This is a genomic window from Modestobacter lacusdianchii, from assembly GCF_054177765.1.
In genome coordinates this window covers 96,488-118,003 of record NZ_JBJJTJ010000006.1, presented here as the reverse complement: position 1 = coordinate 118,003, position 21,516 = coordinate 96,488, and the positions used below count along the sequence as shown (strand labels likewise).

The 21,516-nt window shown below is 74.2% G+C and carries 22 protein-coding genes; 9 read left to right on the top strand and 13 right to left on the bottom strand.

Annotation, left to right across the window (positions count from 1 at the left end; all coding sequences use genetic code 11):
• Positions 1 to 40: 40 nt before the first annotated feature.
• A complete protein-coding gene (locus tag ACJTNH_RS06260; RefSeq protein WP_458173687.1) occupies positions 41 to 466 on the bottom strand; it encodes a hypothetical protein in 426 nt (141 codons plus the stop codon).
• 620 nt (positions 467 to 1,086) lie between these two features.
• Here ACJTNH_RS06260 and ACJTNH_RS06255 point away from each other — a divergent pair.
• Positions 1,087 to 1,329, top strand: a complete 243-nt coding sequence (locus ACJTNH_RS06255; RefSeq protein WP_458173685.1) for a hypothetical protein — start codon at positions 1,087 to 1,089, stop codon at positions 1,327 to 1,329.
• A gap of 96 nt (positions 1,330 to 1,425) precedes the next feature.
• Here ACJTNH_RS06255 and ACJTNH_RS06250 read toward each other — a convergent pair whose 3' ends face one another.
• Entirely contained in the window at positions 1,426 to 1,734 is a 309-nt protein-coding gene (locus tag ACJTNH_RS06250) for a hypothetical protein (protein WP_458173683.1), read from the bottom strand.
• A gap of 208 nt (positions 1,735 to 1,942) precedes the next feature.
• On the opposite strand from ACJTNH_RS06250, the gene ACJTNH_RS06245 reads away from it, so the two are divergent.
• From ACJTNH_RS06245 to ACJTNH_RS06225, 5 genes are all read left to right on the top strand, one after another.
• Positions 1,943 to 2,719 carry a glycerophosphodiester phosphodiesterase gene (locus ACJTNH_RS06245; protein ID WP_458173681.1) on the top strand — a complete coding sequence of 259 codons (777 nt, stop codon included), beginning with the start codon at positions 1,943 to 1,945 and terminating at the stop codon, positions 2,717 to 2,719.
• Positions 2,716 to 2,889, top strand: a complete 174-nt coding sequence (locus ACJTNH_RS06240) for a hypothetical protein (RefSeq protein ID WP_458173679.1) — start codon at positions 2,716 to 2,718, stop codon at positions 2,887 to 2,889. Before ACJTNH_RS06245 ends, ACJTNH_RS06240 begins: the two co-directional genes overlap by 4 nt.
• 94 nt (positions 2,890 to 2,983) lie before the next feature.
• The gene (locus ACJTNH_RS06235; protein WP_458173677.1) at positions 2,984 to 4,357 is read left to right on the top strand and encodes an MFS transporter; all 1,374 of its coding nucleotides are present in this window, start codon (positions 2,984 to 2,986) and stop codon (positions 4,355 to 4,357) included.
• On the top strand, positions 4,354 to 5,130 hold the full coding sequence (locus tag ACJTNH_RS06230) for a thymidine kinase (protein ID WP_458173675.1): 777 nt from the start codon (positions 4,354 to 4,356) through the stop codon (positions 5,128 to 5,130). Before ACJTNH_RS06235 ends, ACJTNH_RS06230 begins: the two co-directional genes overlap by 4 nt.
• Positions 5,131 to 5,324: 194 nt before the next feature.
• Positions 5,325 to 5,669, top strand: coding sequence for an RNA polymerase-binding protein RbpA (locus ACJTNH_RS06225; RefSeq protein WP_222194908.1), 345 nt, complete (start codon positions 5,325 to 5,327; stop codon positions 5,667 to 5,669).
• Positions 5,670 to 5,756: 87 nt separating this feature from the next.
• Here the strand turns inward: ACJTNH_RS06225 and ACJTNH_RS06220 are convergent, their stop codons facing one another.
• The 8 genes from ACJTNH_RS06220 to kdd form a co-directional block, all read right to left on the bottom strand.
• Complete coding sequence (locus ACJTNH_RS06220) at positions 5,757 to 6,353, bottom strand: FxsA family protein (RefSeq protein ID WP_458173673.1); 597 nt, start codon at positions 6,351 to 6,353, stop codon at positions 5,757 to 5,759.
• A 37-nt stretch (positions 6,354 to 6,390) separates the two neighbouring features.
• A complete protein-coding gene (locus ACJTNH_RS06215) occupies positions 6,391 to 7,197 on the bottom strand; it encodes a polyprenol monophosphomannose synthase (protein WP_458173671.1) in 807 nt (268 codons plus the stop codon).
• On the bottom strand, positions 7,194 to 8,777 hold the full coding sequence (lnt, locus tag ACJTNH_RS06210; protein ID WP_458173669.1) for an apolipoprotein N-acyltransferase: 1,584 nt from the start codon (positions 8,775 to 8,777) through the stop codon (positions 7,194 to 7,196). Before lnt ends, ACJTNH_RS06215 begins: the two co-directional genes overlap by 4 nt.
• 282 nt (positions 8,778 to 9,059) lie before the next feature.
• Entirely contained in the window at positions 9,060 to 9,455 is a 396-nt protein-coding gene (gene kal, locus ACJTNH_RS06205; protein ID WP_458173667.1) for a 3-aminobutyryl-CoA ammonia lyase, read from the bottom strand.
• Positions 9,452 to 10,204 carry a lysine 5,6-aminomutase subunit beta gene (kamE, locus tag ACJTNH_RS06200; RefSeq protein ID WP_458173665.1) on the bottom strand — a complete coding sequence of 251 codons (753 nt, stop codon included), beginning with the start codon at positions 10,202 to 10,204 and terminating at the stop codon, positions 9,452 to 9,454. Before kamE ends, kal begins: the two co-directional genes overlap by 4 nt.
• A gap of 46 nt (positions 10,205 to 10,250) precedes the next feature.
• On the bottom strand, positions 10,251 to 11,828 hold the full coding sequence (kamD, locus tag ACJTNH_RS06195) for a lysine 5,6-aminomutase subunit alpha (RefSeq protein ID WP_458173663.1): 1,578 nt from the start codon (positions 11,826 to 11,828) through the stop codon (positions 10,251 to 10,253).
• Positions 11,829 to 11,991: 163 nt separating this feature from the next.
• Positions 11,992 to 13,524 (bottom strand): amidohydrolase, encoded by a 1,533-nt coding sequence (locus ACJTNH_RS06190; protein WP_458173661.1) that lies wholly within the window; start codon positions 13,522 to 13,524, stop codon positions 11,992 to 11,994.
• Complete coding sequence (kdd, locus tag ACJTNH_RS06185) at positions 13,521 to 14,558, bottom strand: L-erythro-3,5-diaminohexanoate dehydrogenase (RefSeq protein ID WP_458173659.1); 1,038 nt, start codon at positions 14,556 to 14,558, stop codon at positions 13,521 to 13,523. The genes ACJTNH_RS06190 and kdd overlap by 4 nt, the downstream gene beginning before the upstream one ends.
• Positions 14,559 to 14,682: 124 nt before the next feature.
• Here kdd and ACJTNH_RS06180 point away from each other — a divergent pair, with 124 nt between their 5' ends.
• A complete protein-coding gene (locus tag ACJTNH_RS06180; RefSeq protein ID WP_458173657.1) occupies positions 14,683 to 16,047 on the top strand; it encodes a KamA family radical SAM protein in 1,365 nt (454 codons plus the stop codon).
• Between the two features lie 28 nt (positions 16,048 to 16,075).
• On the opposite strand, the gene ACJTNH_RS06175 is transcribed toward ACJTNH_RS06180, so the two are convergent.
• Positions 16,076 to 17,269: an IS30 family transposase gene (locus tag ACJTNH_RS06175; RefSeq protein WP_458173655.1), complete on the bottom strand. Its 1,194-nt coding sequence runs from the start codon at positions 17,267 to 17,269 to the stop codon at positions 16,076 to 16,078.
• Between the two features lie 109 nt (positions 17,270 to 17,378).
• Here ACJTNH_RS06175 and ACJTNH_RS06170 point away from each other — a divergent pair, with 109 nt between their 5' ends.
• Both ACJTNH_RS06170 and ACJTNH_RS06165 read left to right on the top strand, forming a co-directional pair.
• Complete coding sequence (locus tag ACJTNH_RS06170; protein ID WP_458173653.1) at positions 17,379 to 17,891, top strand: GNAT family N-acetyltransferase; 513 nt, start codon at positions 17,379 to 17,381, stop codon at positions 17,889 to 17,891.
• A gap of 11 nt (positions 17,892 to 17,902) precedes the next feature.
• Positions 17,903 to 19,336 (top strand): lipase maturation factor family protein, encoded by a 1,434-nt coding sequence (locus tag ACJTNH_RS06165; protein ID WP_458173651.1) that lies wholly within the window; start codon positions 17,903 to 17,905, stop codon positions 19,334 to 19,336.
• A 3-nt stretch (positions 19,337 to 19,339) separates the two neighbouring features.
• Here ACJTNH_RS06165 and ACJTNH_RS06160 read toward each other — a convergent pair whose 3' ends face one another.
• Positions 19,340 to 20,206: a lysophospholipid acyltransferase family protein gene (locus tag ACJTNH_RS06160; protein WP_458173649.1), complete on the bottom strand. Its 867-nt coding sequence runs from the start codon at positions 20,204 to 20,206 to the stop codon at positions 19,340 to 19,342.
• A 52-nt stretch (positions 20,207 to 20,258) separates the two neighbouring features.
• Positions 20,259 to 21,422 carry a glutamate--cysteine ligase gene (locus ACJTNH_RS06155; RefSeq protein ID WP_458173641.1) on the bottom strand — a complete coding sequence of 388 codons (1,164 nt, stop codon included), beginning with the start codon at positions 21,420 to 21,422 and terminating at the stop codon, positions 20,259 to 20,261.
• Between the last annotated feature and the right edge of the window lie 94 nt (positions 21,423 to 21,516).

Below are 21,516 nucleotides of genomic sequence, written 5' to 3'. Positions count from 1 at the left end.
GCAGCAGGGGAGCCGAGCTGGGATGGGCGGTCAGGCCTCCTCAGCGTTCGGCGAAGGCGACGCCCCACGTCGAGGCCACGTCGGTGGGCTCGGTCACCCCGAACACCGGCCTGCCGTGCGCCGGCACGACGAGGTCGTCGAGCTGGTGGGCCTGGCCGTCGCAGTCGAGCTGGACCTCGGTGACGCCGCCGAGGTCCAGCTCGATGGACCCGCCACCGGTGCAGGCGGCGAACGTGGTCAGGGTGCCGCCCGCCGGCAGGGTCGTCGACGCGGTCGACCCGGTCCGGCTGTCGCCACCCACCGCGCCCAGGAGGGTCGCGCCCGACGCCGTGAGGGCGTCACCGGCGATGTCCATGGCCTCGTCGACGGGTGGGTCGGCGGCGATCTCGTCGCCGCCGGAACAGGCGCCCAGGGAACACGCGATGACGAGTGGCAGGAGTGCCAGGAGCCGGGTGCGTCGTTGCATCTGCGCAACGTAGCGGCAGCGAGCAGTGCGGTGTTGCACAGCGAGGTCGACCGCGCTGGGTGTCAGGTCGCGGCGTCGACGTGTCAGCGGAGACGGGGACCGTGGGAGGCCGGACCGCCGTCCCGAACCGCACTACTTGACATAATGTCGATTATCGGCGCGCTGGACCAGGGTCTGGAAGGGGTGCGCTGATGCCAGACTGACCCCAGTCCAGGCGGATCAACCGGTTGCCGCGCTCCGTGGTCGGCTCGACGACGGCTCCCGGTCGCTCGGCGGCTGACTCGACGACGACTCCGGTCGCACACCCCGGTGGGTGCTCGGTCGGTGTCCACCTGGGCCGCCCGCCGAGCCGGACGTCTCGCTGCCGATCTCCGGACCGGTGGCCGACTCGTCGGGTCCCGATGATCGTCGATCCGACTCCCCCATGAGTTGATCTTGACCACGAGATCGACCGAGCCCTCCACGGCTCGTCCTGTGCCCGCGGTAACCCCCGGTCGACCCCTCCTCCTTCCTCGCCCTGTTCAACCGCTACCGGCTTGAATACGTCACTCTGACGAAATGGTCGACTGCAGGGCGCCTCTCGACGGGCGGTCGCGTCGATCCCTTCATAGGGTCGTGACATGAACATCCGACGCCCGGTGACCGCCCTGCTCGTCGCTCTCGCCTTGGCCGGCGGGCCGGCCACGCTGACTGCGTGCAGCGCGGCCGGCGGCGGCGAGGACAGGAACGACGGGACCACCGACACCGACAGCGGCAACAGCGGCGGAGACGACCCGGGTGGCGCATCCCAGGGGAACCTGCCGGACAACTCCGACGGCGACGAGGACTCCGAGCGCGACGAGGACTCGGGAACCGACAACTGAGCCGTGTCGCCGGGTGGGCGTGACCGCTCCCCCGGCGACCCCCAGCCCGGGTGACTTGCGTCACTGTGACGCAACATCCGGGTGGGTCGAGTCAGGTCAGCTGGCAGCCCGGCCGTTGAGCCACAGCCGGTCGAGCCGACCGGTCGACCGGACCAGGTCGGCCAGCGACCGCTCGAGCTCGGCCTTCGTCGGCTTCTCGGTGAGCAGGGTCTGCACGTCCTCGATGGCACAGCGCAGCTGGTACAGCCTGTCCTGCAGGCCGTCGAGCTCCGCGCGCGTCACCAGGACGACGTCGTCGGACAGCCCGGCCTTGGCCGTGGCCGACCGCTGCTCGTAGGCACGCTGCCGACAGGCCTGCCCGCAGTACAGCCGCGGCCGGCCGACCGACTCCTGCGCAGGCAGCACGTTGCGGCACCAGCCGCACCGTCGCTCCTCGCCCTCCGCACGCCGGGTCCGAGACGTCGGACGGGCGTGGGCACCCTGCTCTCCCGCCACGCCAGCGACGGTAGACGTCACCTCCGACAGTCCGGGGTGGACACGCCCGCACCCGCGGTCGCGGGTCCGCTGGGACACCCTGCGCCGGGCGCGCTGGGCGCCGCACTAGCGTGGTGGTGTGCCGGGGTCCCGTTACGCCTTCCTCGACGGCCCGACCCCCGTGGCGATGGCCCACCGCGGCGGCGCGATCGAACACCTGGAGAACACCCAGCCCGCCTTCGAGGCCTGCGTCGCGATGGGCTACCGCTACCTGGAGACCGATGTCCGGGTCACCTACGACGGTGAACTGGTCGTCTTCCACGACCCCACGCTCGACCGGGTCACCGACCGCACCGGCCGGGTGGAGAGCCTGCCCTGGCGGGAGATGCGCACCGCGCTGATCGGCGGTCGTGAGCCGATCATGCTCCTGGAGGACCTGCTGGGCGCCTGGCCGGACGTCCGGTTCAACCTCGACATCAAGGCGGCCGGTGTGCTGGCGCCGCTGGTCCGCACCGTCCGGCGGCTCAAGGTCGAGGACCGGATCTGCCTGGGCTCCTTCTCCGACGCCCGGATCGCGGCCGCACGCCGGCTGTTCGGCCCGGAGGTCTGCACCTCGCTGGGGCCCAAGGGAGTGGCCGCCCTGCGGCTCTCCTCGTACTCGCCGCGCGCCGCGGGGCTGGTCCGGATCCAGGCCGGCTGCGCCCAGGTGCCGCTCGCGCTCGGTGGCCGCCCGCTGGTGGACGAGCGGTTCATCGCCGCAGCGCACGCCCGCAGCCTCCAGGTGCACGTGTGGACCGTCGACAGCGAGGCGGAGGCCACCGAGATGCTCGACCTGGGCGTCGACGGGGTGATGACCGACCGGCCGGCGATGCTGCGCGACCTGCTCGTCTCCAGGGGCGAGTGGACCGGGACGTGACCAGGCTGGTCGACCGGGTGCCTGGCGACCGGGTGCTTGGCGACCGGGTGCATGGCGACCGGGTGCCTGGCGACCGGGTGCTTGGCGACCGGGTGCTTGGCGACCGGCGCCGGCCGACCTCGGCGGTGGCGGCCTTCTCCGGTGGCGTCGTGCCGCCCGACGTCCCGTGACGGTGCGGCCCGGGCGCAACGCCCCGCCCGGCGGCGCGGACGCCGTCCGGTGCCGGTGCTGGACCGCCGTCCCGGCGACTGGCACCCTGCGCCGGTGAGCGCCGTCCCGCAGGCCGACCAGCCCGCCGCCACCCCCGATCGCGCCCTGCGGCGCGAGCGTGCCGGCTGGTACTCCTACGACTGGGCGATGTCGGTGTTCAACACCTCCGTCACCTCGGTCTTCCTCGCCCCGTACCTCACCTCGATCGCCGAGGCCGCGGCGGACGACGCCGGGCGGATCCACCCCCTGGGGATCAGCATCCCGCCGGGGAGCTGGTTCGGGTACGTGCTGTCGCTGTCGGTGCTGCTGCAGGTGTTCGTGCTGCCGCTCACCGGGGCGGTCGCCGACCGCAGCGGCGCCAAGCGGCAGCTGCTGGCCGCCTTCGCCGGGCTGGGCTCGCTGTGCACGATGGGGCTGTTCTTCGTCGCCGACGAGCGGTACCTGCTGGGCGCCGTCCTGTTCATCGTCGCCAACCTGTCGTTCGGCGCGGCCACCGTCGTCTACTACTCGTGGCTGCCCGACCTGGCCGGCCCCGACGAGCGGGACGCGGTCTCCAGCCGGGGCTGGGCGTGCGGCTACCTGGGCGGTGCGCTGCTGCTGGCCGGCAACCTGGTGCTGTTCACCCAGTACGAGTCCCTCGGGCTCACCGAGGGCGAGGCGGTGCGCATCTGCCTGGCCTCGGCCGGCGTCTGGTGGGCGGGCTTCACGCTGGTCAGCGTCTCGCTGCTGCGCAACCGGCGGCCGCGGGAGTCAGCCGTCGTCGGCGTGACCGGCGCCGGTCCGCTGACCGGGGGCTTCCGGCAGCTCGCCGCCACGCTGCGCGACCTGCGGAACTACCGGCTGACGCTGTGGTTCCTCGCCGCCTACCTGCTCTTCAACGACGGGGTGCAGACGATCATCGGCGTCTCGGCGCAGTACGGCGCCGAGGAGCTCGACCTGTCCCAGACCACGCTGGTGTCCACCATCCTGCTGGTCCAGGTGGTGGCCTTCTTCGGCGCGATCGGGCTGGGACGGGTCGCCGCCGTGGTCGGTGCCAAGCGCACCGTGCTGGGCAGCCTCGTGGTCTGGGTCGGCGTCCTGGTCGCCGCCTACTTCGTCCAGGCCGGCGCCGCGGTGCAGTTCTACCTGCTCGCCGTGGTCATCGGCTTCGTGCTGGGCGGCACGCAGGCGCTGTCCCGCTCGCTGTTCAGCCAGCTGATCCCGCCGGGCAAGGAGGCCGAGTACTTCGGGTTCTACGAGATCAGCGACCGGGGCACCAGCTGGCTGGGCCCCTTCCTCTTCGCCCTCACCTACCAGCTGACCGAGTCCTACCGGTACGCCATCTTCAGCCTGGTGCTGTTCTTCGTCCTGGGTGGCTGGCTGCTGCTCCGGCTGGACATGCGCCAGGCCATCGTGGCCGCCGGCAACACACCGCCGGAGCGTCTGTGACCCCCTCCCCCGCCCTCTCACCGCTGGGCCAGCCCGCCGTCGTCCCGTCCGCCGGCGACCGGCGCAGGCACCCCGCGCCGGCACACCTGGTGTTCTTCCACGGCCCGATGGACTGCGGGAAGTCGACGCTGGCGCTGCAGGTGGACCACAACCAGAGCCGGCAGGGCCGGCACGGGCTGCTGCTGACCCAGGGCGACCGGTCCGGCAGCCCGCAGATCAGCTCCCGCGTCGGGCTGTGCCGTGACGCCCTCGAGCTGGACGGCGACGTCGACGTCCGGCTGCTGGTGCGCGACCGCTGGGCGGCCGGGCAGCGGGTCGACTACCTGATCGTGGACGAGGCGCAGTTCCTGACCGGCGCGCAGGTGGAGCAGCTGGCCGAGCTGGTCGACGAGTCGCACGTGGACGTCTACGCGTTCGGCCTGACCACCGACTTCCGCACCCGGCTGTTCCCGGGCACGCAGCGGCTGTTCGAGCTGGCCGACGACGTGCAGCGGGTGCAGGTCGAGGTGCTGTGCTGGTGCGGGCTGCGCGGGCTGCTCAACGCCCGGGTGGTCGGCGGTGCGATGGTGCGGGAGGGCGCGACGGTGGTCGTCGCGGACACCGCGCCGGCCGCGGCCCCCGTCACCGCCGAGGACGGCGAGGGTGACAGTGGTGGCGGCGACAGCGGCGGGGGCGAGCAGGCCGTCCGCTACCAGGTGCTCTGCCGCCGGCACTACACCCGCGGGCAGCTGGGGCCGACGCAGACCGGCCCCGGGCAGCTCGCGCTGCGCTGAGTGCCCGCACGATCACCCTTCGGGGGTGGTGGGGCACCGATACCTCACCCCGTGCGATGATGTTGCGCTGACGACACGGAATCTCTTTCCTTCATCTGTCGTTGACCCCTGCGACACCCCGCACCGGATGCGTGAGCATGCGGCTGCCCGGGCAGTCCAGGACTGACCACCACAGCACGAGAGGACGGTGTGCCATGGGCGAGCGTTCCCTGCGCGGAAGCCGACTGGGCAGCGTGAGCTACGAGACCGAGCGCAACACCGCGCCCATCGAGCGGCAGTACGCCGAGTACCGGTGCGCCCAGGGGCACCTCGTCACGGTGCCCTTCGCCGATGACGCGGAGCTCCCCGACACCTGGGAGTGCAAGTACGACGGTTCGGCCGCCAAGCTCGTCGGTGGCTCCGAGCCGGCTCCCAAGAAGGTCAAGCCCCCGCGCACGCACTGGGACATGCTCCTGGAGCGCCGTTCCGTCGACGACCTCGAGGAGGTCCTCGCCGAGCGCCTCGAGGTGCTCCGCGGACGGCGCACCCGCGCCAGCTGACGCACGGCCCCGCTGACCGCGGGGCCGGCACCGAACGACACGAGAGCCCCAGCGGGAGGACCCGCTGGGGCTCTCGTGCGTCCGGGGTCAGGAGCGGTCGCCCGGCGTCCCCCGGTCGTCGACCACGTCCCCCTCGACGACCTGACCGTCGATCACCGGGCCGCCCGCGCGGGACGCCGGACCGGCGCGGAACGGCTCGCCCGGGGCGCCCACCGGCTCGGTGCGCACCGAGCGGACCCGCACCGGGCCGCGCAGGTGCGCGGGCATCCGGCGGGCCACGAACCGGGCGATCAGCGCCCGCGGCAGCGCGCGGGTGACCGGGAGCAGGCAGAGCAGGCCCAGCAGGTCGCCGAGGAAGCCGGGCAGCACCATCAGCAGGCCGCCGGCGGCGACCAGCCCGGCGTCACCCAGCGCGCGGCCGGGAGCCCGGTGCTCCTGGGCCCGCAGCCGCAGCTCGCCCAGCGCCTTGGTGCCCTGGCGGGCCAGCAGCACCCAGCCCAGCGCACTGGTGACCAGCGTGGCGAGGATCGTCCAGCCCAGCCCGATCTGGGCGGCAACCAGCACGTAGACGGCGACCTCGGCCAGCGCGGCCAACCCGATCGCGGTGCGCAGACCCTGCCCCCGTCGGCGCGTCGTGGGGTGGCCGATCGCCCGGTCGCCGATCGCCCTGTCACCCATCGCCATCTGCGCTCCTCCTCCGCCCGTCGGTGGCGGGCCCTCCCTACCGGAGGACCGTCGGTCGCCGCCCGTCGCGGGCCCGTGCCGGCACGGGACGGCGCACCCGGCCCGGCAGCCGGTCGGCCAGCCGGTCCGTGATGCCCCACCAGGTCACCCGTGCCAGTGCCTCTCCAACGATCGAACCGCTCATCTTGCTCCGGCCGGCTGTGCGTTCGCTGAAGGCGATCGGCACCTCCACCACCCGGGCACCGCTGCGCACCGCCCGCCAGGCCCAGTCGACCTGGAAGCAGTAGCCCTGGCTGGCCACCTCGTCGAAGGGCAGTGCGGCCACCAGCTCCATGCGGGCGGCCCGGAACCCACCGGTGGCGTCGGCCAGCGGGAGCCGCAGCGCCCAGCGGGTGTAGAGGTTGCCGAGCCGGGAGAGCGCCAGCCGGTGCGGTGGCCAGTCCAGCACCGAGCCCCCGGGCACGTACCGCGAGCCGAGCACCAGGTCGGCGTCGGCCAGCGCGGTCAGCATGGCCGGCAGCCGGTCGGGCGGGTGCGAGCCGTCGGCGTCCATCTCGACCACGACGCCGTAACCGTGCTGCTGCGCCCAACGGAAGCCGGCCACGTACGCGGGGCCCAGCCCGGCCTTGCCCGCCCGGTGCAGCACGTGCACCCGCTCGTCGGCGGCGGCGCGGGCGTCGGCCAGCTCGCCGGTGCCGTCGGGCGAGGCGTCGTCCACCACCAGGGCGTGCGCCGTGGGCACGGCGGCGTGCAGCCGGTCCAGGACGGCGCCCAGGTTGTCGACCTCGTCGTAGGTGGGGATGACGACGAGCACCGGCCCGGGGACGGCCGGTCGCCCCGTCACCGGGCGGCCAGCCGGCGCCGGACGACGACCGCGAGGACGGCGCCCACGCCCAGTGCGGTGAGCACCCACTCCGGTGAGGCGTCCAGCCGCTCGGCGACGGTGCGGGAGTCTCGCTGGGCGATCTCCTCGACGAACGTGTCCGCGGTGAACAGCTCCGAGCGCTGCACGAGCGTGCCGTCGGGGGCGACGACGGCGCTGATGCCGCTGGTCGCCGCCACGAGCACCGTCCGGCCGAACTCGACCGCCCTCAGCCGGCTCATCGCGAGCTGCTGCTCGGTCTCGTCGGTGTAGCCGAAGGTGGCGTTGTTCGTCTGCACGACGATCATCTCCGCGCCGCCGTCCACCACGTCGCCGACCAGCCCGTCGTAGGCGACCTCGAAGCAGATGACGTCGCCCACGTTGGCGCCGGCGATGGTGAGGTTGCCGTCCTGGGTGCCGTGCGCGAAGTCGGTGACCCGGTCGACCAGCGGGCTGAAGAACCGGAAGAACGACCGCGCGGGCACGTACTCGGCCAGCGGCACCGGGTGCCGCTTGACGTAGGTCTCCCCCGGACCGGTGACCGGGTCCCAGACGATGCCGGTGTTGGAGATCTTCTCCCCCGGCCCGTCGACGACCGCGCCGACCAGGATCGGGGCGCCGATCGCGGCGGCCGCGCGGCTGATCACCCGGGCGGCGTCGGGGTTGCTGTACGGGTCGATGTCGGAGCTGTTCTCCGGCCAGATCACCATGTCCGGCTGCGCGGCCTCGCCGCGGGCGACCGCGTCGGCCAGCTCGACCGTCTGGCCGGCGTGGTTGTCCAGCACCGCGCGGCGCTGGGCGTTGAAGTCCAGCCCCGCGCGGGGCACGTTGCCCTGGATCACCGCCACGGTGCGGGTCGGCCCGCCCTCGGTCAGCGAGGAGCCGGCCAGCGGGAGGGCGGCCGCGGTGCCCAGCAGCGGGAGGGCCAGTGCGGCCACCGCGGTGAGCGCGGCGGGCCGTCGACCGTGCCGGCCCCGCACCAGGGTGATCGCGGCGCCGGCCAGGAGCGTGCCGGTGAGCGCGACCGCGAAGCTCACCAGCGGCACCCCGCCGTAGGCGGCGAACGCGGTGAACGGTCCCTCGGCCTGGCTGAAGCCGAGCCGGCCCCAGGGGAAGCCGCCCAGCGGCCATCGGCCGCGCAGGGCCTCCTGGGCCACCCACAGCGCCGCCGTCCAGACCGGCCAGCCCGGCAGCCGGGACACCGCGGCGGCCGCCCCGCCCAGCAGCGCCAGGTACAGCGTCTCGGCGACGGCGAGGGCCAGCCACGGGAAGGCGCCGACGTAGATGCCGGTCCAGGACAGCAGCGGGACGAAGAAGACCAGGCCGAGGACGAGCCCCAGCCAGAGCCCGCCGCGGACCCGCTGCCCGTGCACGGCCACGGTGAGCGCGGCCGGGCCGAGCACGGCGAGCGCCCAGACGTCGTGACCGGGGAACGCCAGGAACATCGCCAGGCCGCCGGCCGCGGCCAGTGCGGTGCGCCAGGGCAGCCGGCGTCGTGGCTGCGCGGGCGGGGCGCTCGGGCGCTCCGCCTCGACCGTGCCGGTCGCCACCACTGCCGGCACGCCCCACCTCCGCGCTGTCCGGGTCACCCCGGGTCGTCGTCGCCGGCGACCCGCGCCGACCCGGTCGCGCACCCGTCGGCGCGACCGCCGTCCAGCATCCCACTCGGAGCTGGGCGTCCCGCTGTGACCAGGCCGCGCCGGGGTCGCGGCGGTCGGGTCCGGCCCGGTCGAGGTGTCGACGTGTCGACCTCGTGTCCGCCGGCCAGCCCGGTCCATCCGACGGGCGGCCTTGCTCGACCGGGGCCCGGTGGGGTCGGTCCCGCTCGACGGGGGTCCGGTGGGTCAGTCCTGCTCGCCGGGCACCACCAGCGTGGCGACCGCCTCGACCACCCGGACCGGTGGGTCGAGCACCCGGGCGGCCGACGCGCCCCGCGCGGGTTCGGCGCGGGCGACCACCTCGGCCCAGCAGCGCAGCTCCCGGCTGCGCCGGCCCACCCGCACGACCTCGCAGGAGGCCTCCAGCACGTCGCCGGCCTGCACCGGTGCCAGGAAGCGCACCTCCGAGTAGCCGGCCAGCAGCCCCTCGTCGCCGTCGGTGCGGATCGCCACCTCGGTGGCCACGTCGCCGAACAGGCCGAGGGTGTACGCGCCGTCGACCAGGTCACCGCCGTAGTGGGCGTGCGCGTAGGGCACGTAGCGGCGGTGGGTCACGGTCAGTCCGACCCGGGCGTCGGTCATGCGGGTCCCTCCTGCGGGGTGGTGGGCGGGGTGGGTGCCGGCACCAGTGCGTGCACCAGGTAGCTGGCGACCTCGCCGGGCGTCGTCCCCCGGCCGAAGACCTTGTCCACGCCCAGCTCGGCGGCCATCGCCGGGTCGAAGCGGGGGCCGCCGACCACCAGCAGCGGGCGCGACTCCCCCATCGCCTCGCGGAACGCCCCGGCCAGCTCGCGGGTGTTGCGCAGGTGGGCGTCCTTCTGGGTGACCACCTGGGAGACCAGCACGGCGTCGGCCTTGCGGGCCCGGGCGGCGTGCACCAGCTCGGGCACGCTGACCTGGGCACCGAGGTTGGCCACCTGCAGCTCCCGGTAGTACTCCAGGCCCTTCTCGCCGGCGAAGCCCTTGAGGTTGAGGATCGCGTCGATGCCCACGGTGTGCGCGTCGGTGCCGATGCAGGCGCCCAGGACGACGAGGCTGCGCCGCAGGCGGGTCTTCACCGCGGCGTTGACCTCGCCGGGCGACAGCAGCGGGTAGGCCCGCTCCTCGACCTGCACGGCGTCCAGGTCGACCAGGTGCCGCACGCTGCCGTAGACCACGAAGAACGTGAACCCCTCACCGATGCCGGCGCTGTGCACCACCATCGCCGGCTCGATGCCCATCTTGGCCGCCAGTTGCAGCGCGGCACCGTCGGCCCTCGGCCCGGGCGGGACGGGCAGCGTGAACGACGTCTGCACCATCCCGTCGCCCGTGGTGTCCCCGTACGGCCGCACGACGCTCCCGCCCCCCGAGGGGCCGATGTCGCGACTTTGGCCCTGGTCAGGCACGGGACACCTCGCGGGTGAGCAGCTCGGTGGCGGGGTCGCAGTGGTCGGCGGCCTTGGCGACGACGCCGTCCAGGCCCTTGCCGCCGTCCGGGGACCGCCTGGTGATGCCGAACGTGCCGTCGGCGATCGCCTGGATCAGGCCCTGCGGATGGGCGGCGATCCGCTCCAGCAGGTCGACCGCCTCGGTGAGCACGGTGTGCGCCCGGCGGTCGATGAAGCCACCGGGCTGGGGCGCGAAGTCCTCGTGCAGGTTGCCGGCGGCCTCCAGCACGTACCGCACGTTGCGCAGCGCCAGGTCGCGGTCGCTCAGCCACGGGGTGACCACGGCCTCGGTCATCATGCCGACCAGCAGGATCCCCTGGCCGGTGAGCGCCCCGGCCAGGTTGAAGAACCCGTCGAGCAGGTAGCCGCGGAACACGTCGCCGGTCATGTGCTTGGTCGGCGGCATCCACTTCAGCGGTGCGTCGGGGAAGAGGCCGCGGGCCAGCAGCGCGTGCGCCAGCTCCAGCCGGAACGACTCCGGGACCGCCGGGTCGATCTCGAAGGCGTGCCCCAGGCCCAGCTGCCAGTCGGCCAGCCCGGCCTCGTGCGCCAGGTGCTCGTTGAGCAGCTGGCTGACCGTGACGGTGTGCGCCTCGTCGACGGCGTCGGCGGTGGTGAGGTAGTTGTCCTCACCGGTGTTGATGATGATCCCGGCGCGGGCGTGCACCATCCGGCTGAACCGCTGGTCGACGAAGGTGCGGCGCGGGTTGATGTCGCGGAAGAGGATCCCGTACATCGCGTCGTTGAGCATCATGTCCAGCCGCTCGAGCCCGGCGAGGACGGCGATCTCGGGCATGCACAGCCCGGAGGCGTAGTTGGTCAGCCGCACGTACCGGCCCAGCTCCGCGCTGACGTCGTCCAGCGCGGCGCGCATCAGCCGGAAGTTCTCCTGGGTGGCGTACGTGCCGGCGTAGCCGGTGCGGGTGGCGCCCTCGGGCACGTAGTCCAGCAGTGACTGCCCGGTCGAGCGGATGACCGCGATGACGTCGGCCCCGGCCCGGGCCGCGGCCTGGGCCTGCGGGATGTCCTCGTGGATGTCGCCGGTGGCCACGATCAGGTAGATCCACGGACGGCGTGGCGGGTCGCCGTGGGTGGCCACCAGCTCCTCCCGGCGGGCGCGGTTGGCGTCGATCCTGGCGATCCCGGCACCGACGGCGGCGCGGGCGGCCTCCCGGGCCCGATCGGCGGCGGCGCCCTCGGGCACGGTGAACCGCGCGGTGCCGGCGCCCACCTGCTCGGCCAGGCCCTGCAGCGTGCCGCCGTCGGCGAGGGCGTGCCACACCGGCAGGGCGACCCCGTGCTCCAGCCCGACCTGGTCGCGGACGGCGTCGACCACCCGGTTGACCCAGGGCACCTCTCCCTCGCCGTCCAATGGGTCGGTGCCGGTGAGGCCGGCCAGCCGCAGCTGCGCGCGCTCCACCGACACGGTCGTGTACGTCGCGGCGAGGTCGATCACCGGCGCCGCGGCCCGCGCGGCCAGCTCCCGCGCCCGCCCCACCAGCGCCGGGTCCAGCGCGAGCCGGCTCACTGCGCTCCCCCCAGCGCGCTTGATCGCGCGAAACCGCGCGCGCTTGATCGCGCGAAACCGCGCGTGCTTGATCGCGCGAAACCGCGCGTGCTTGATCGCGCGAAACCGCGCGTGGTTGATCGGGCGAAAGCGCGCGTGCTTGATCGCGCGAGAGCGCGGGAGGTCATCGGGGGGCTCCGATCGGGTGGCCGGCGACCAGGAGGTGCCGGCAGGCGGGGCGGGCCCGGGCGGTCAGGACGCCGGAGAGCGTCAGCTCGGTGGCCCACAGGGCGAGGTCCGCGGGTGCGCCCACGGCGAGCGGGCCCTCCGGGTGCTCGGCTCGTGCGGCCACCCAGCCGCCGTGGGTGGCCGCGTCGAAGGCGTCGAAGGGGCGCATGCCGGACCCGGGGGTGGTGTGGTCGATGGCAGCGAAGACCCCGCCCCACGGGTCCAGCGGGGTGACCGGGGCGTCGCTGCCCAGCGCCACGGGGACGTCGGCGTCGACGAGGTCGGCCAGCGGGTTGGTCGCCGCCGCCCGGGCGACCCCCAGCCGCTCGGCGTACATGCCCTCGGCCCCACCCCACAGCGCGTCGAACGCCGACTGCACGCTGGCCACCATCCCCCAGCGGCGCAGCCGGTCGATCGCGTCGGGGTCGACCATCTCCAGGTGTTCCAGCCGGTGCCGGCAGGCCCGGACGGCGTCGAGGCCGAGCTCGTCGACCACGGTCGCGACGGCGGTGAGCACCTGCGCCACTGCAGCGTCGCCGATGACGTGGAAACAGGCCTGCACGCCGGCCAGGGTGCAGGCGCGCAGGTGCCCGACCAGCTGCCCGGTCTCGAAGCGCAGCGCGCCGCTGGACTCCGGCCGGTCGGTGTAGGGGCTGCTCAGCGCCGCGGTGTGCGACCCGAACGCGCCGTCGCAGAACAGGTCGCCGCCGGCGCCGGCCAGACCGAGCTCGGCGACGACGTCCAGGCCGCCGCGTTCGAACAGCTCACCCCAGTAGCCGAGCACCCGCGGCCCGGGCTGCTCGGCGGCCAGCTGCAGCAGCCCGGCGAGGTCGTCGGCGCCGGACACCTCGGGGCCGGCCATCTCGTGCACGGTGCCGATGCCCAGCGCCGCGGCGGCGTCGAGGGTGGCGCGCTGGGCGGTGCGCCGCTGCACCGGGTCGACCGAGCCGTAGGCCAGCTGCCGCGCGGCGTGGTGCGCGTCCAGCCGCAGCCGGCCGTCGGCGGAGAAGCCGGGCAGCCCGGTGACGTCGGGCAGGCGGTCGAGCAGGGCGGTGGAGACCGTCGCGGAGTGGACGTCGATCCGGGCCAGGTACGCCGGCCGGTCCCCCACGACGACGTCCAGGTCGTGCCGGGTCAGGCCGCGCCCCTCCGGCCAGGCCGTCTCGTCCCAGCCGGTGCCGAGCACCACCCCGGTCGGCGAGGCCGCGGCGTGCTCGGCGACCCGGGTGAGCGCCGACCGCAGGCTGTCGGCGCCGGCGAGGTCCAGCCCGGTGAGCGCCAGCCCGGTGGCGGTGGCGTGCACGTGGGCGTCGACGAACGCCGGGGTCAGCAGCGCTCCCCCACCGTCGAGCACCCGGCCGGACGACGGCGCGTCGGCGGCCGGCCCCAGCCAGGCGATCCGCCCGGCCACGACGTGCACCGCCTGCCCGGGCCGGTCGCCGATCGTCACGTCCCGCACGAGCAGCTCGTTCACCAGCAGGCCGGTCACGAGGTGTGGACCCGCGGCTCGATCAGGGCCCGCACGCCCGGCGACCGCCGGTAGAGGTCCATCGCCAGGGCCGCGTGCCCCGGCGTGTAGCCGTTGCCGACCAGCATCGTCACGTCCGCCGCCATCCCCTCAGCTCCCAGGGCCGCCGCCGAGAAGGACGTGGCCATGGAGAAGAAGACCACGGTGCCGCCGTCGGCCGTCGCGAGGACCGCGCCGTGCTCGGCGCCGGGGACGTCGACGCAGACGACCGTGACGTCGACCGGGTGGCCGACCGCGGCGGCGACGGCCAACGGGTCGGTGGCGTCGGCGACCACGACCTCGTCGGCGAGGCCGGCGGCGCGCAGTGCGGTGGCCTCGCGCTCGTCCCGGACGACGCCGACCAGCCGGCCGGCGCGGGCGTCGCGCGCGGCGGCCAGGCTGAGCGAGCCGGACTTGCCGGCCGCACCCAGGACGGCGACGGAGGGGCGGTGGCCGGACCGGTGCACGACCCGCTCGGTGGCCGCGGGCGCCCCGCAGACGTCGAGGACGGCGAGGGCGATCTCCTGGGGCAGGTCGTCGGGCAGCACGGCGGCGATCGAGCGGGCGAAGAGCACGGCCGTGCCGGCGGTGGGGACCTGCTCGCTGCGGCCGTCCCAGTGCGCCAGGCCGTCGGTGACGCGCAGCGGGGTGAGGGTGAGCGAGACCAGGGTGGCCACCCGCTGCCCCGGCTCCAGGCCCAGCGGTGAGTCGTCACCCACCTCGTCGACGACGCCGATCAGCATCCCGCCGGAGCCGGTGACCGGGTTGTGCATCTTGCCCCGGCTCTCGATGATCCCGAGCACCGCGGCCCGCACCGCGTCGCCGTCCCCGCCGTGCTGTTCGGCCAGCTGGCGGTAGGAGGCCGCGTCGAGGTTGAGCCGGTGGACGGCGATCCGGACCTCCTCGGGACCGATCCGCGGGTCGGGGTCCAGCCGGCGCGCGGCCTGGGGCAGCACACCGAGCGGTTCGAGCACCCGGTGCACCCCGAGGCTGCGGTGCAGTGCGTTGACGGCCACCGTCGTCCCTTCGTCATCTCCCGCTCGACACGGGAGAACTTAGCGTGATCTCTGTCATGTGCCGTAGTTCTTCCCGTAGGGTCGCCGTGTCGAGGCCCGACTTCCCGGTCGCACAGGAGTGCCAGTGCTGGAGCAGCCCTACGAGTACACCGCGCGCGAGCTCGTCGAGCCCGACTGGCGCCGACTGCCCGGCTTCGCCGGCGTGACCGACGAGGAGTGGCGCAGCGCCCAGTGGCAGCGGGCGCACTGCGTGAAGAACGTGCGCCAGCTGCGCGGCGTCTACGGCGACCTGCTCGACGAGGCGTTCTACGCCGACCTGGAGGCCGACCAGAACGGCGCCGCGACGATGTCGCTGCTGCTGCCGCCGCAGATGCTCAACACGATGGTGCCCACCGGGGCGCCGACCACGGCCGCGATGCTGGCCGACCCGGTGCGCCGCTACATGCTCCCGGTCGCCTCCGACCGGCTCACCGGCGACGACGCCAGCCACCCTCACGCCTCCCGCGACTCGCTGCACGAGCACGAGATGTGGGCGGTCGAGGGGCTGACCCACCGCTACCCGACCAAGGTGCTCGCCGAGCTGCTGTCGACCTGCCCGCAGTACTGCGGCCACTGCACCCGGATGGACCTGGTCGGCAACTCGACCCCCGCCGTCCCCAAGCTCAAGTTCGAGCTCAAGCCGGTCGACCGGCAGGGCGCGATGCTGCAGTACCTGCGCGACACCCCCGGCGTCCGGGACGTCGTCGTCTCCGGCGGCGACGTGGCGAACCTGCCGTTCAAGAACCTCGAGGCGTTCGTCGCCGGGCTGCTGGAGATCGACTCGGTCCGGGACATCCGGCTGGCGTCGAAGGCGCTGATGGGCCTGCCCCAGCACTGGCTGCAGGGCGAGGTGCTCGACGGGATGGGCCGGCTGGCCGAGACCGCCCGGGCCCGCGGCGTCTCGCTCGCGGTGCACACCCACGTCAACGCCGCCCAGTCGGTGACCCCGCTGGTCGCCGAGGCCGCCCGCGCCCTGCTGGGTGTCGGCGTGCGGGACGTGCGCAACCAGGGCGTGCTGCTCGACGGGGTCAACGCCACCGCCGCCCAGCTGCTCGACCTCTGCTTCGCCCTGCTCGACGGCGCCTCGATCACGCCCTACTACTTCTACATGTGCGACATGATCCCCAGCGCCGAGCACTGGCGGGTCTCGCTGGCCACGGCCCAGACGCTGCAGCACGACGTGATGGGCTACCTGCCCGGCTTCGCCACGCCGCGGATCGTCTGCGACGTGCCCTACGTGGGCAAGCGCTGGGTGCACCAGGTCGCCGAGTACGACCGCGAGCTGGGCATCTCGTACTGGACGAAGAACTACCGCACCGGCATCGAGCGCACCGACGAGGCGGCGCTCGACCGGCGGCACACCTACTACGACCCGATCCACACCCTCGGGCCCGAGGGCCGCGCCTGGTGGGCCGCCCACCGCAGTTCCGCCCTCACCCCCGTCGGCTGACCCGCAGCGTTGATCAGGTCAGGTGAATTCACGGGGTGGACGCAACACCGTCGTCGTGGGCCGTCGACAGTAGCTTGGCCATGGCCTCGGCTGGGGTGTCCCAGCCGAGGGTTTTGCGTGGGCGGCCGTTGAGTTCATCGGCGACGGCGGCCAGGTGCTGGGGGCTGTGCACCGAGAGGTCGGTGCCCTTGGGGAAGTACTGGCGCAGCAGGCCGTTGGTGTTCTCGTTGCTGCCGCGCTGCCAGGGTGAGCGTGGGTCGCAGAAGTAGACCGGCAGGTCGGCGGCGACGGTGATCTCGGTGTGCCGGCGCATCTCCAGGCCCTGGTCCCAGGTCAGTGAGCGGCGCAGCGCCTCGGGCAGGCCGCCGATCTGGTCGATGATGGCGTCGCGGACGGCGATCGCGTCGGCTGGTCCGGGCAGGTGCAGCAAGATTGTGAACCGGGTGGTGCGCTCCACCAGGGTGCCGATCGCGGACTTGTTGGCCTTGCCCAAGATCTGGTCGCCTTCCCAATGCCCGGGCACCGCCCGGTCCTCGGCCTCGGCGGGGCGTTCGCTGATCATGACCTTGTCCGGAATGCGGCGGTCGGGATCGGAGCGGCCGTCCACGCGGCGCTGGGGCTTGCGGACCGCCCGCCCGGTGCGCAGGCAGGCGGTGAGTTCCCGGCGCAGCGACCCGCGGCCTTGCACGAAGAGGGCCCGGTAGATCGTCTCGTGCGAGGCACGCATCGCCGGCTGGTCGGGGAAGTCACGGGTGAGCCGGGCCGCGATCTCCTCCGGTGACCACTTCTTCTGCAGCTCCGCCTGCACCCGGGCCTGCAGCGGCGGATGTTCCAGCTTGCGCGCTTTCGGGCGGCGGGCGCGGGCCTCAGCGGCCTGCTGGGCGGCCACCGCCCGGTAGGGCCGCCCCGGCCGGGCAGGGCCATTGAGGGCGATCTCCCGGCTCACCGTCGACGGGGCCCGCCCGATCCGGCGGGCGATCTCCCGCAAGCTCAACCCCGCGGCCAGCCCGACGGCGATCTCCTCCCGCTCCGACAGCGACAGATACCGGCCAGCCAGCTCATCCAGGTCCAGAGGCGCCACTCCACCACGGTCCCGGAACCACCGCCGCGCCGTCGACCCCGTCACCCTCGCCGACGCCGCAGCCGCCGACGTCGAGGCGCCCTCCCGGACCACCGCCCGCCAAAACAACCGCTCCTTCTCCCGCGTGACCGCCACCAGCACACCCCTCCATCAGGGTGTTGCGACCACCACCTGAGCCCGAGTCACCTGATCACTGCTGAGCTCCCCGGGGTGGGTTTCCGGGGTGGCGGGCGGCGGTAGCTCCCCCGGGGTGGAACTGCTGTGCAGCGACCGGCTGCGGCTGCGCGCCTGGACGACGTCCGACGCCGACCTCGCCCGCCTGGCCGACCTGTACAGCCGCGACGAGGTGACCCGCTGGCTGGGCGGTGGGCCCACGGTCTCCCCGGCCGAGCTGGTCGAGCGGTGGCGGCTGGTGCACGAGCTGAACCCGGTGCACGGCTGCTGGGCGATCGACCCGCCGGACGGCGGCCCCCCGGCGGGCACCGTGCTGCTCAAGCCGCTGCCCCAGGGGGTCGGTGAGGTCGAGGTCGGCTGGCACCTGCACCCGGACAGCTGGGGCCGCGGCTACGCGACCGAGGCGGCCCGCGCGGTGGTGGACCGCGCCTTCGACGAGGGGCTGCTGGAGGTCTACGCCGTCGTCCGGCCGGGCAACGAGGCCTCCCTCGGGGTGTGTCGCAAGCTCGGCATGCGGCCGCTGGGCCGCACCACCCGGTGGTACGACACCGAGCTGGAAGCCTTCCGGCTCGAGTCGCCGGCGGTCTGAGGGAGCGCCCGATGGACTGGTTCGCCGACCCGGGCGCGTGGGAGGGACGGCTCGTGCTCACCCGCGGGGTGGCGCTGGTCTACCTGATCGCGTTCGTGGCCGCGCTGCGGCAGGGGCCGGCGCTGATCGGCACGTCCGGGCTCACCCCGGTGCCCCGCTACCTGCAGTGGGCGTCGTGGCGGAAGGCCCCGAGCCTGTTCCACCTGCACTGGTCCGACCGGTTCTTCACCGGCTGCTGCTGGACCGGCGTCGCGCTCTCCGCCGCCGCACTGGTCGGGCTGGCCGACCGGCTGCCGCTGGCCGGGTGGATGGCGCTGTGGCTGGTGCTCTGGGCGCTGTACCTGTCGATCGTGAACGTCGGCCAGATCTGGTACGGCTTCGGCTGGGAGTCACTGCTGCTCGAGGTCGGCTTCCTGGTGGTCTTCCTCGGCCCGGCGCACGTCGCACCGCCCACCCTGGGCATGTGGCTGGTGCGCTGGCTGCTGTTCCGGCTGGAGTTCGGCGCCGGGCTGATCAAGATGCGCGGCGACCGGTGCTGGCGCGACCTGACCTGCCTGGCCTACCACCACGAGACGCAGCCGATGCCCAACCCGCTGAGCTGGTGGTTCCACCGGCTCAGCCCGCGGCTGCACCGGGTGGAGACGCTGGCCAACCACGTCACCCAGCTGGTCGTCGTCTTCGGGTTGCTGCTGCCCCAGCCGATCGCCGGGGTCGCCGCCGCGGTCATGGTGGTCACCCAGGGCTACCTGCTGATCAGCGGCAACTTCGCCTGGCTCAACGCGCTGACGCTGGTGCTGGGGCTCTCCCTGCTCGACGGCCGCTGGCTGGCCGCGGTGCTGCCCGACCGCCCGGCCGAGCTGGCCACCCCCACCTGGCACGTCGTCGTGGTCGTCGTCCTGGCCGTGCTGGTCGCGGCGCTGAGCGTGGCGCCGGTGCGCAACCTGCTGTCGTCCGCGCAGCGGATGAACTCCAGCTTCGACCCGCTGCGGCTGGTGAACAGCTACGGCGCCTTCGGCTCGGTCACCAAGGTGCGCCGGGAGCTGGTGGTGCAGGCGACCGACACCCCGGGGCCGGGCGCGGTGTGGCGGGAGTACGAGTTCCGCGGCAAGCCCGGGGACGTGCACCGCCGGCCGCCGCAGTGGGCGCCCTACCACCTGCGGCTGGACTGGCTGATGTGGTTCGTCGCCCTCTCCCCCGCCTACGGCCGCTCGTGGCTGGTGCCGTTCCTGGGCAAGCTGCTGGACGCCGACCCGACCACCCTGCGCCTGCTGCGCTCCGCGCCGTTCGGCACGCAGCGGCCGGCCGCCGTCCGGGTGCTGCTGTACCGCTACCGGTTCACCACCCGGGCCGAGCGGCGGGAGACCGGTGCGTGGTGGCACCGGACGTACGAGCGCGAGCTCGTCGCCCCGGTGACGGCGGACGACCTGGCCGCCCGGGCGCGCTGAGGGTCAGCGGCGGGCGCGGGCCAGCAGCTGCTTCACGCGGGCCAGCGGGTGCGGGGCCTTGACCTTCGTGCGGTTGCCGGCCGCGTAGTCGGCGTCGATGGCGGCGGCCTGCTCGGGCGTCGGCGCGCTGCCGCCCAGGTGGGCCGGCTGCCACCAGCGGTCGTCCTCCCCGGCCGGCCGGTCGGGGTAGGTGCGCTGGGCCTCCTCCAGCAGCTCCACCATCGCCGTGCGGGTGCGCCGGAGCAGCGCCTGCGGCTTCTCCCCCGGCTGCGGGACCAGCGGCTCGCCGATGATCACCGTGACCGGCACGCCGCGGCGCAGCACCACCTTGTGGCCCTTGGTGGCGATGCGGTGCCCACCCCACACGGCCGCGGGCAGGATCGGCACCCCCGCCGCCACGGCCATCCGGGCGGCGCCGGCCTTGAGGTCCTTCACGGTGAACGAGCTGCTGATGGTCGCCTCGGGGAACACCCCGACGACCTGACCGTCCTCCAGCGCCCGGACGGCGGCGTCGAAGGCGGCCGCCCCGGCCTTGCGGTCGACCGGGATGTGCTGCATGGCCCGCATGAAGGGGCCGGCGAACCAGTGCCCGAACACCGATGCCTTCGCCATGAACCGCACCAGCCGGTGCTGCGGCAGCGCCGCGAGCCCGAGGTAGGTGAAGTCGAAGAAGGAGACGTGGTTGCTGCAGATGATCGCCCCGCCGCTGGCCGGGACGTGCTCCTGCCCCCGGACGTCGAAGCGGAACCCGAACAGTCGGAAGACGACGAGGGCCAGCCGGATGATCACGCGATACGGGCGGTCACGCGGATCGGGGTGGGACCCGAACAGGTCGCGGCGGGCGACGTCGCCCCAGCTGGCGGTGTACATGAGCGGACCCTAACCAACCGCACTGAGAGCGGCGCTCCGGCGTCCGTGGGGGTCAGTCGCGGTGGGTGGCCGCCACCGCGGCCCGCACGACGGCGGCCAGGTCGCCGGCCTCCCCGGCGACCGCGCGCTGCAGGGTCGCCCCGCTCCCCCGGCGCAGCAGCTCGGCCAGCCCGGCCACGACGCGCTCGGCGTCCCCGGCGTCGGTGAGCGCCGGACGCACGTGCTCGACGAGCGCCTGCACCACCTGGGCCGCCGGCGCCGGATGACCGGTGCGTGGGTCGACCAGCTCGCCGGTCAGGCCTGAGCGGCCCGCCCGCCAGCCGGCCACCCGGACCAGCTCGGCGCGCACGTCGGGCGCCGGCACGCCGGCCCGCCACTCGCGCGCGGCGGTCTCGACCAGGGCGCGCACCAGCCCGGCGAGGACGACGGCGTCCTGCACCCGGAGGGCGACGTCGGAGACCCGCACCTCCACCGTCGGCCAGGACGCCGAGAGGCGGGCGTCGAAGTAGACCATCCCCTCGTCGAGCACGGTGCCGGTGGCGACCAGGTCGGTGACCAGCCGGTGGTAGGCGGCCGGCGTCCCGAAGACGTCGTTCGGCCCGGCCGAGGGCCACCGGTTCCACACCTGTGACCGGAAGCTGGCGTAGCCGGTGTCCTGGCCGTCCCAGAACGGTGAGTTCGCCGTCAGCGCGGTGAGCACCGGGAGCCAGACGCGGACCCGGTCCAGGACGGCGACGCCCTCCTCGTCGTCGGCGACCGAGACGTGCACGTGGCAGCCGCAGGTGAGCACCTCGGCCGCGGTCAGCCCGAACGTGGCCACCATCTGCTCGTAGCGTCGTCCGTCGGTGGGGACCGGCTGGACCGGCACCGGCGAACTGGCCAGCGCCGCGACCCGGGCGCCCACCGTCGCGGCGGCGGCGTCGGCGCGGGACCGCCAGTGCCGGAGCTCGGCGGCGACCTCGTCGAGGTCGGTGCAGACGCGGGTGTCCAGCTCGATCTGCTGCTGCTTCAGCTCGGGCACCAGGCGCGGGCCGGCGGACGCTCCCCCGGCGTCGGTGTCGGGCTGCTCGCCGGACCGTTCGGCCCGGTCGTGCTCGGCGACCGTCTCCCCCTCGCCCCGCCGCGCGGCGACCTCGAGGGCCTCGGGCCCCAGCGGGACCGGCACACCGGCCGGGTCGACGACCAGCAGTTCTTCCTCGACCCCGACGGTGCGCACCCCGTCATGATCAGCCGCCCGGTGTGCGGTGTGCAGGGCGGGGCCGGTCGCCTCACTCGAACTCGTCACGACCTCTCGCCGGGGTCGGCGTGTT

Coding starts and splice junctions, on each gene's coding strand:
- kal (WP_458173667.1), bottom strand. CDS start 9,455: ATGACCGACGCCCGGGTCGGACTGACCGTGACCCACCGCCGCTACGTG.
- ACJTNH_RS06220 (WP_458173673.1), bottom strand. CDS start 6,353: ATGGCGATGGGTGACAGGGCGATCGGCGACCGGGCGATCGGCCACCCC.
- ACJTNH_RS06260 (WP_458173687.1), bottom strand. CDS start 466: ATGCAACGACGCACCCGGCTCCTGGCACTCCTGCCACTCGTCATCGCG.
- ACJTNH_RS06165 (WP_458173651.1), top strand. CDS start 17,903: ATGGACTGGTTCGCCGACCCGGGCGCGTGGGAGGGACGGCTCGTGCTC.
- ACJTNH_RS06255 (WP_458173685.1), top strand. CDS start 1,087: ATGAACATCCGACGCCCGGTGACCGCCCTGCTCGTCGCTCTCGCCTTG.
- ACJTNH_RS06225 (WP_222194908.1), top strand. CDS start 5,325: ATGGGCGAGCGTTCCCTGCGCGGAAGCCGACTGGGCAGCGTGAGCTAC.
- ACJTNH_RS06160 (WP_458173649.1), bottom strand. CDS start 20,206: ATGTACACCGCCAGCTGGGGCGACGTCGCCCGCCGCGACCTGTTCGGG.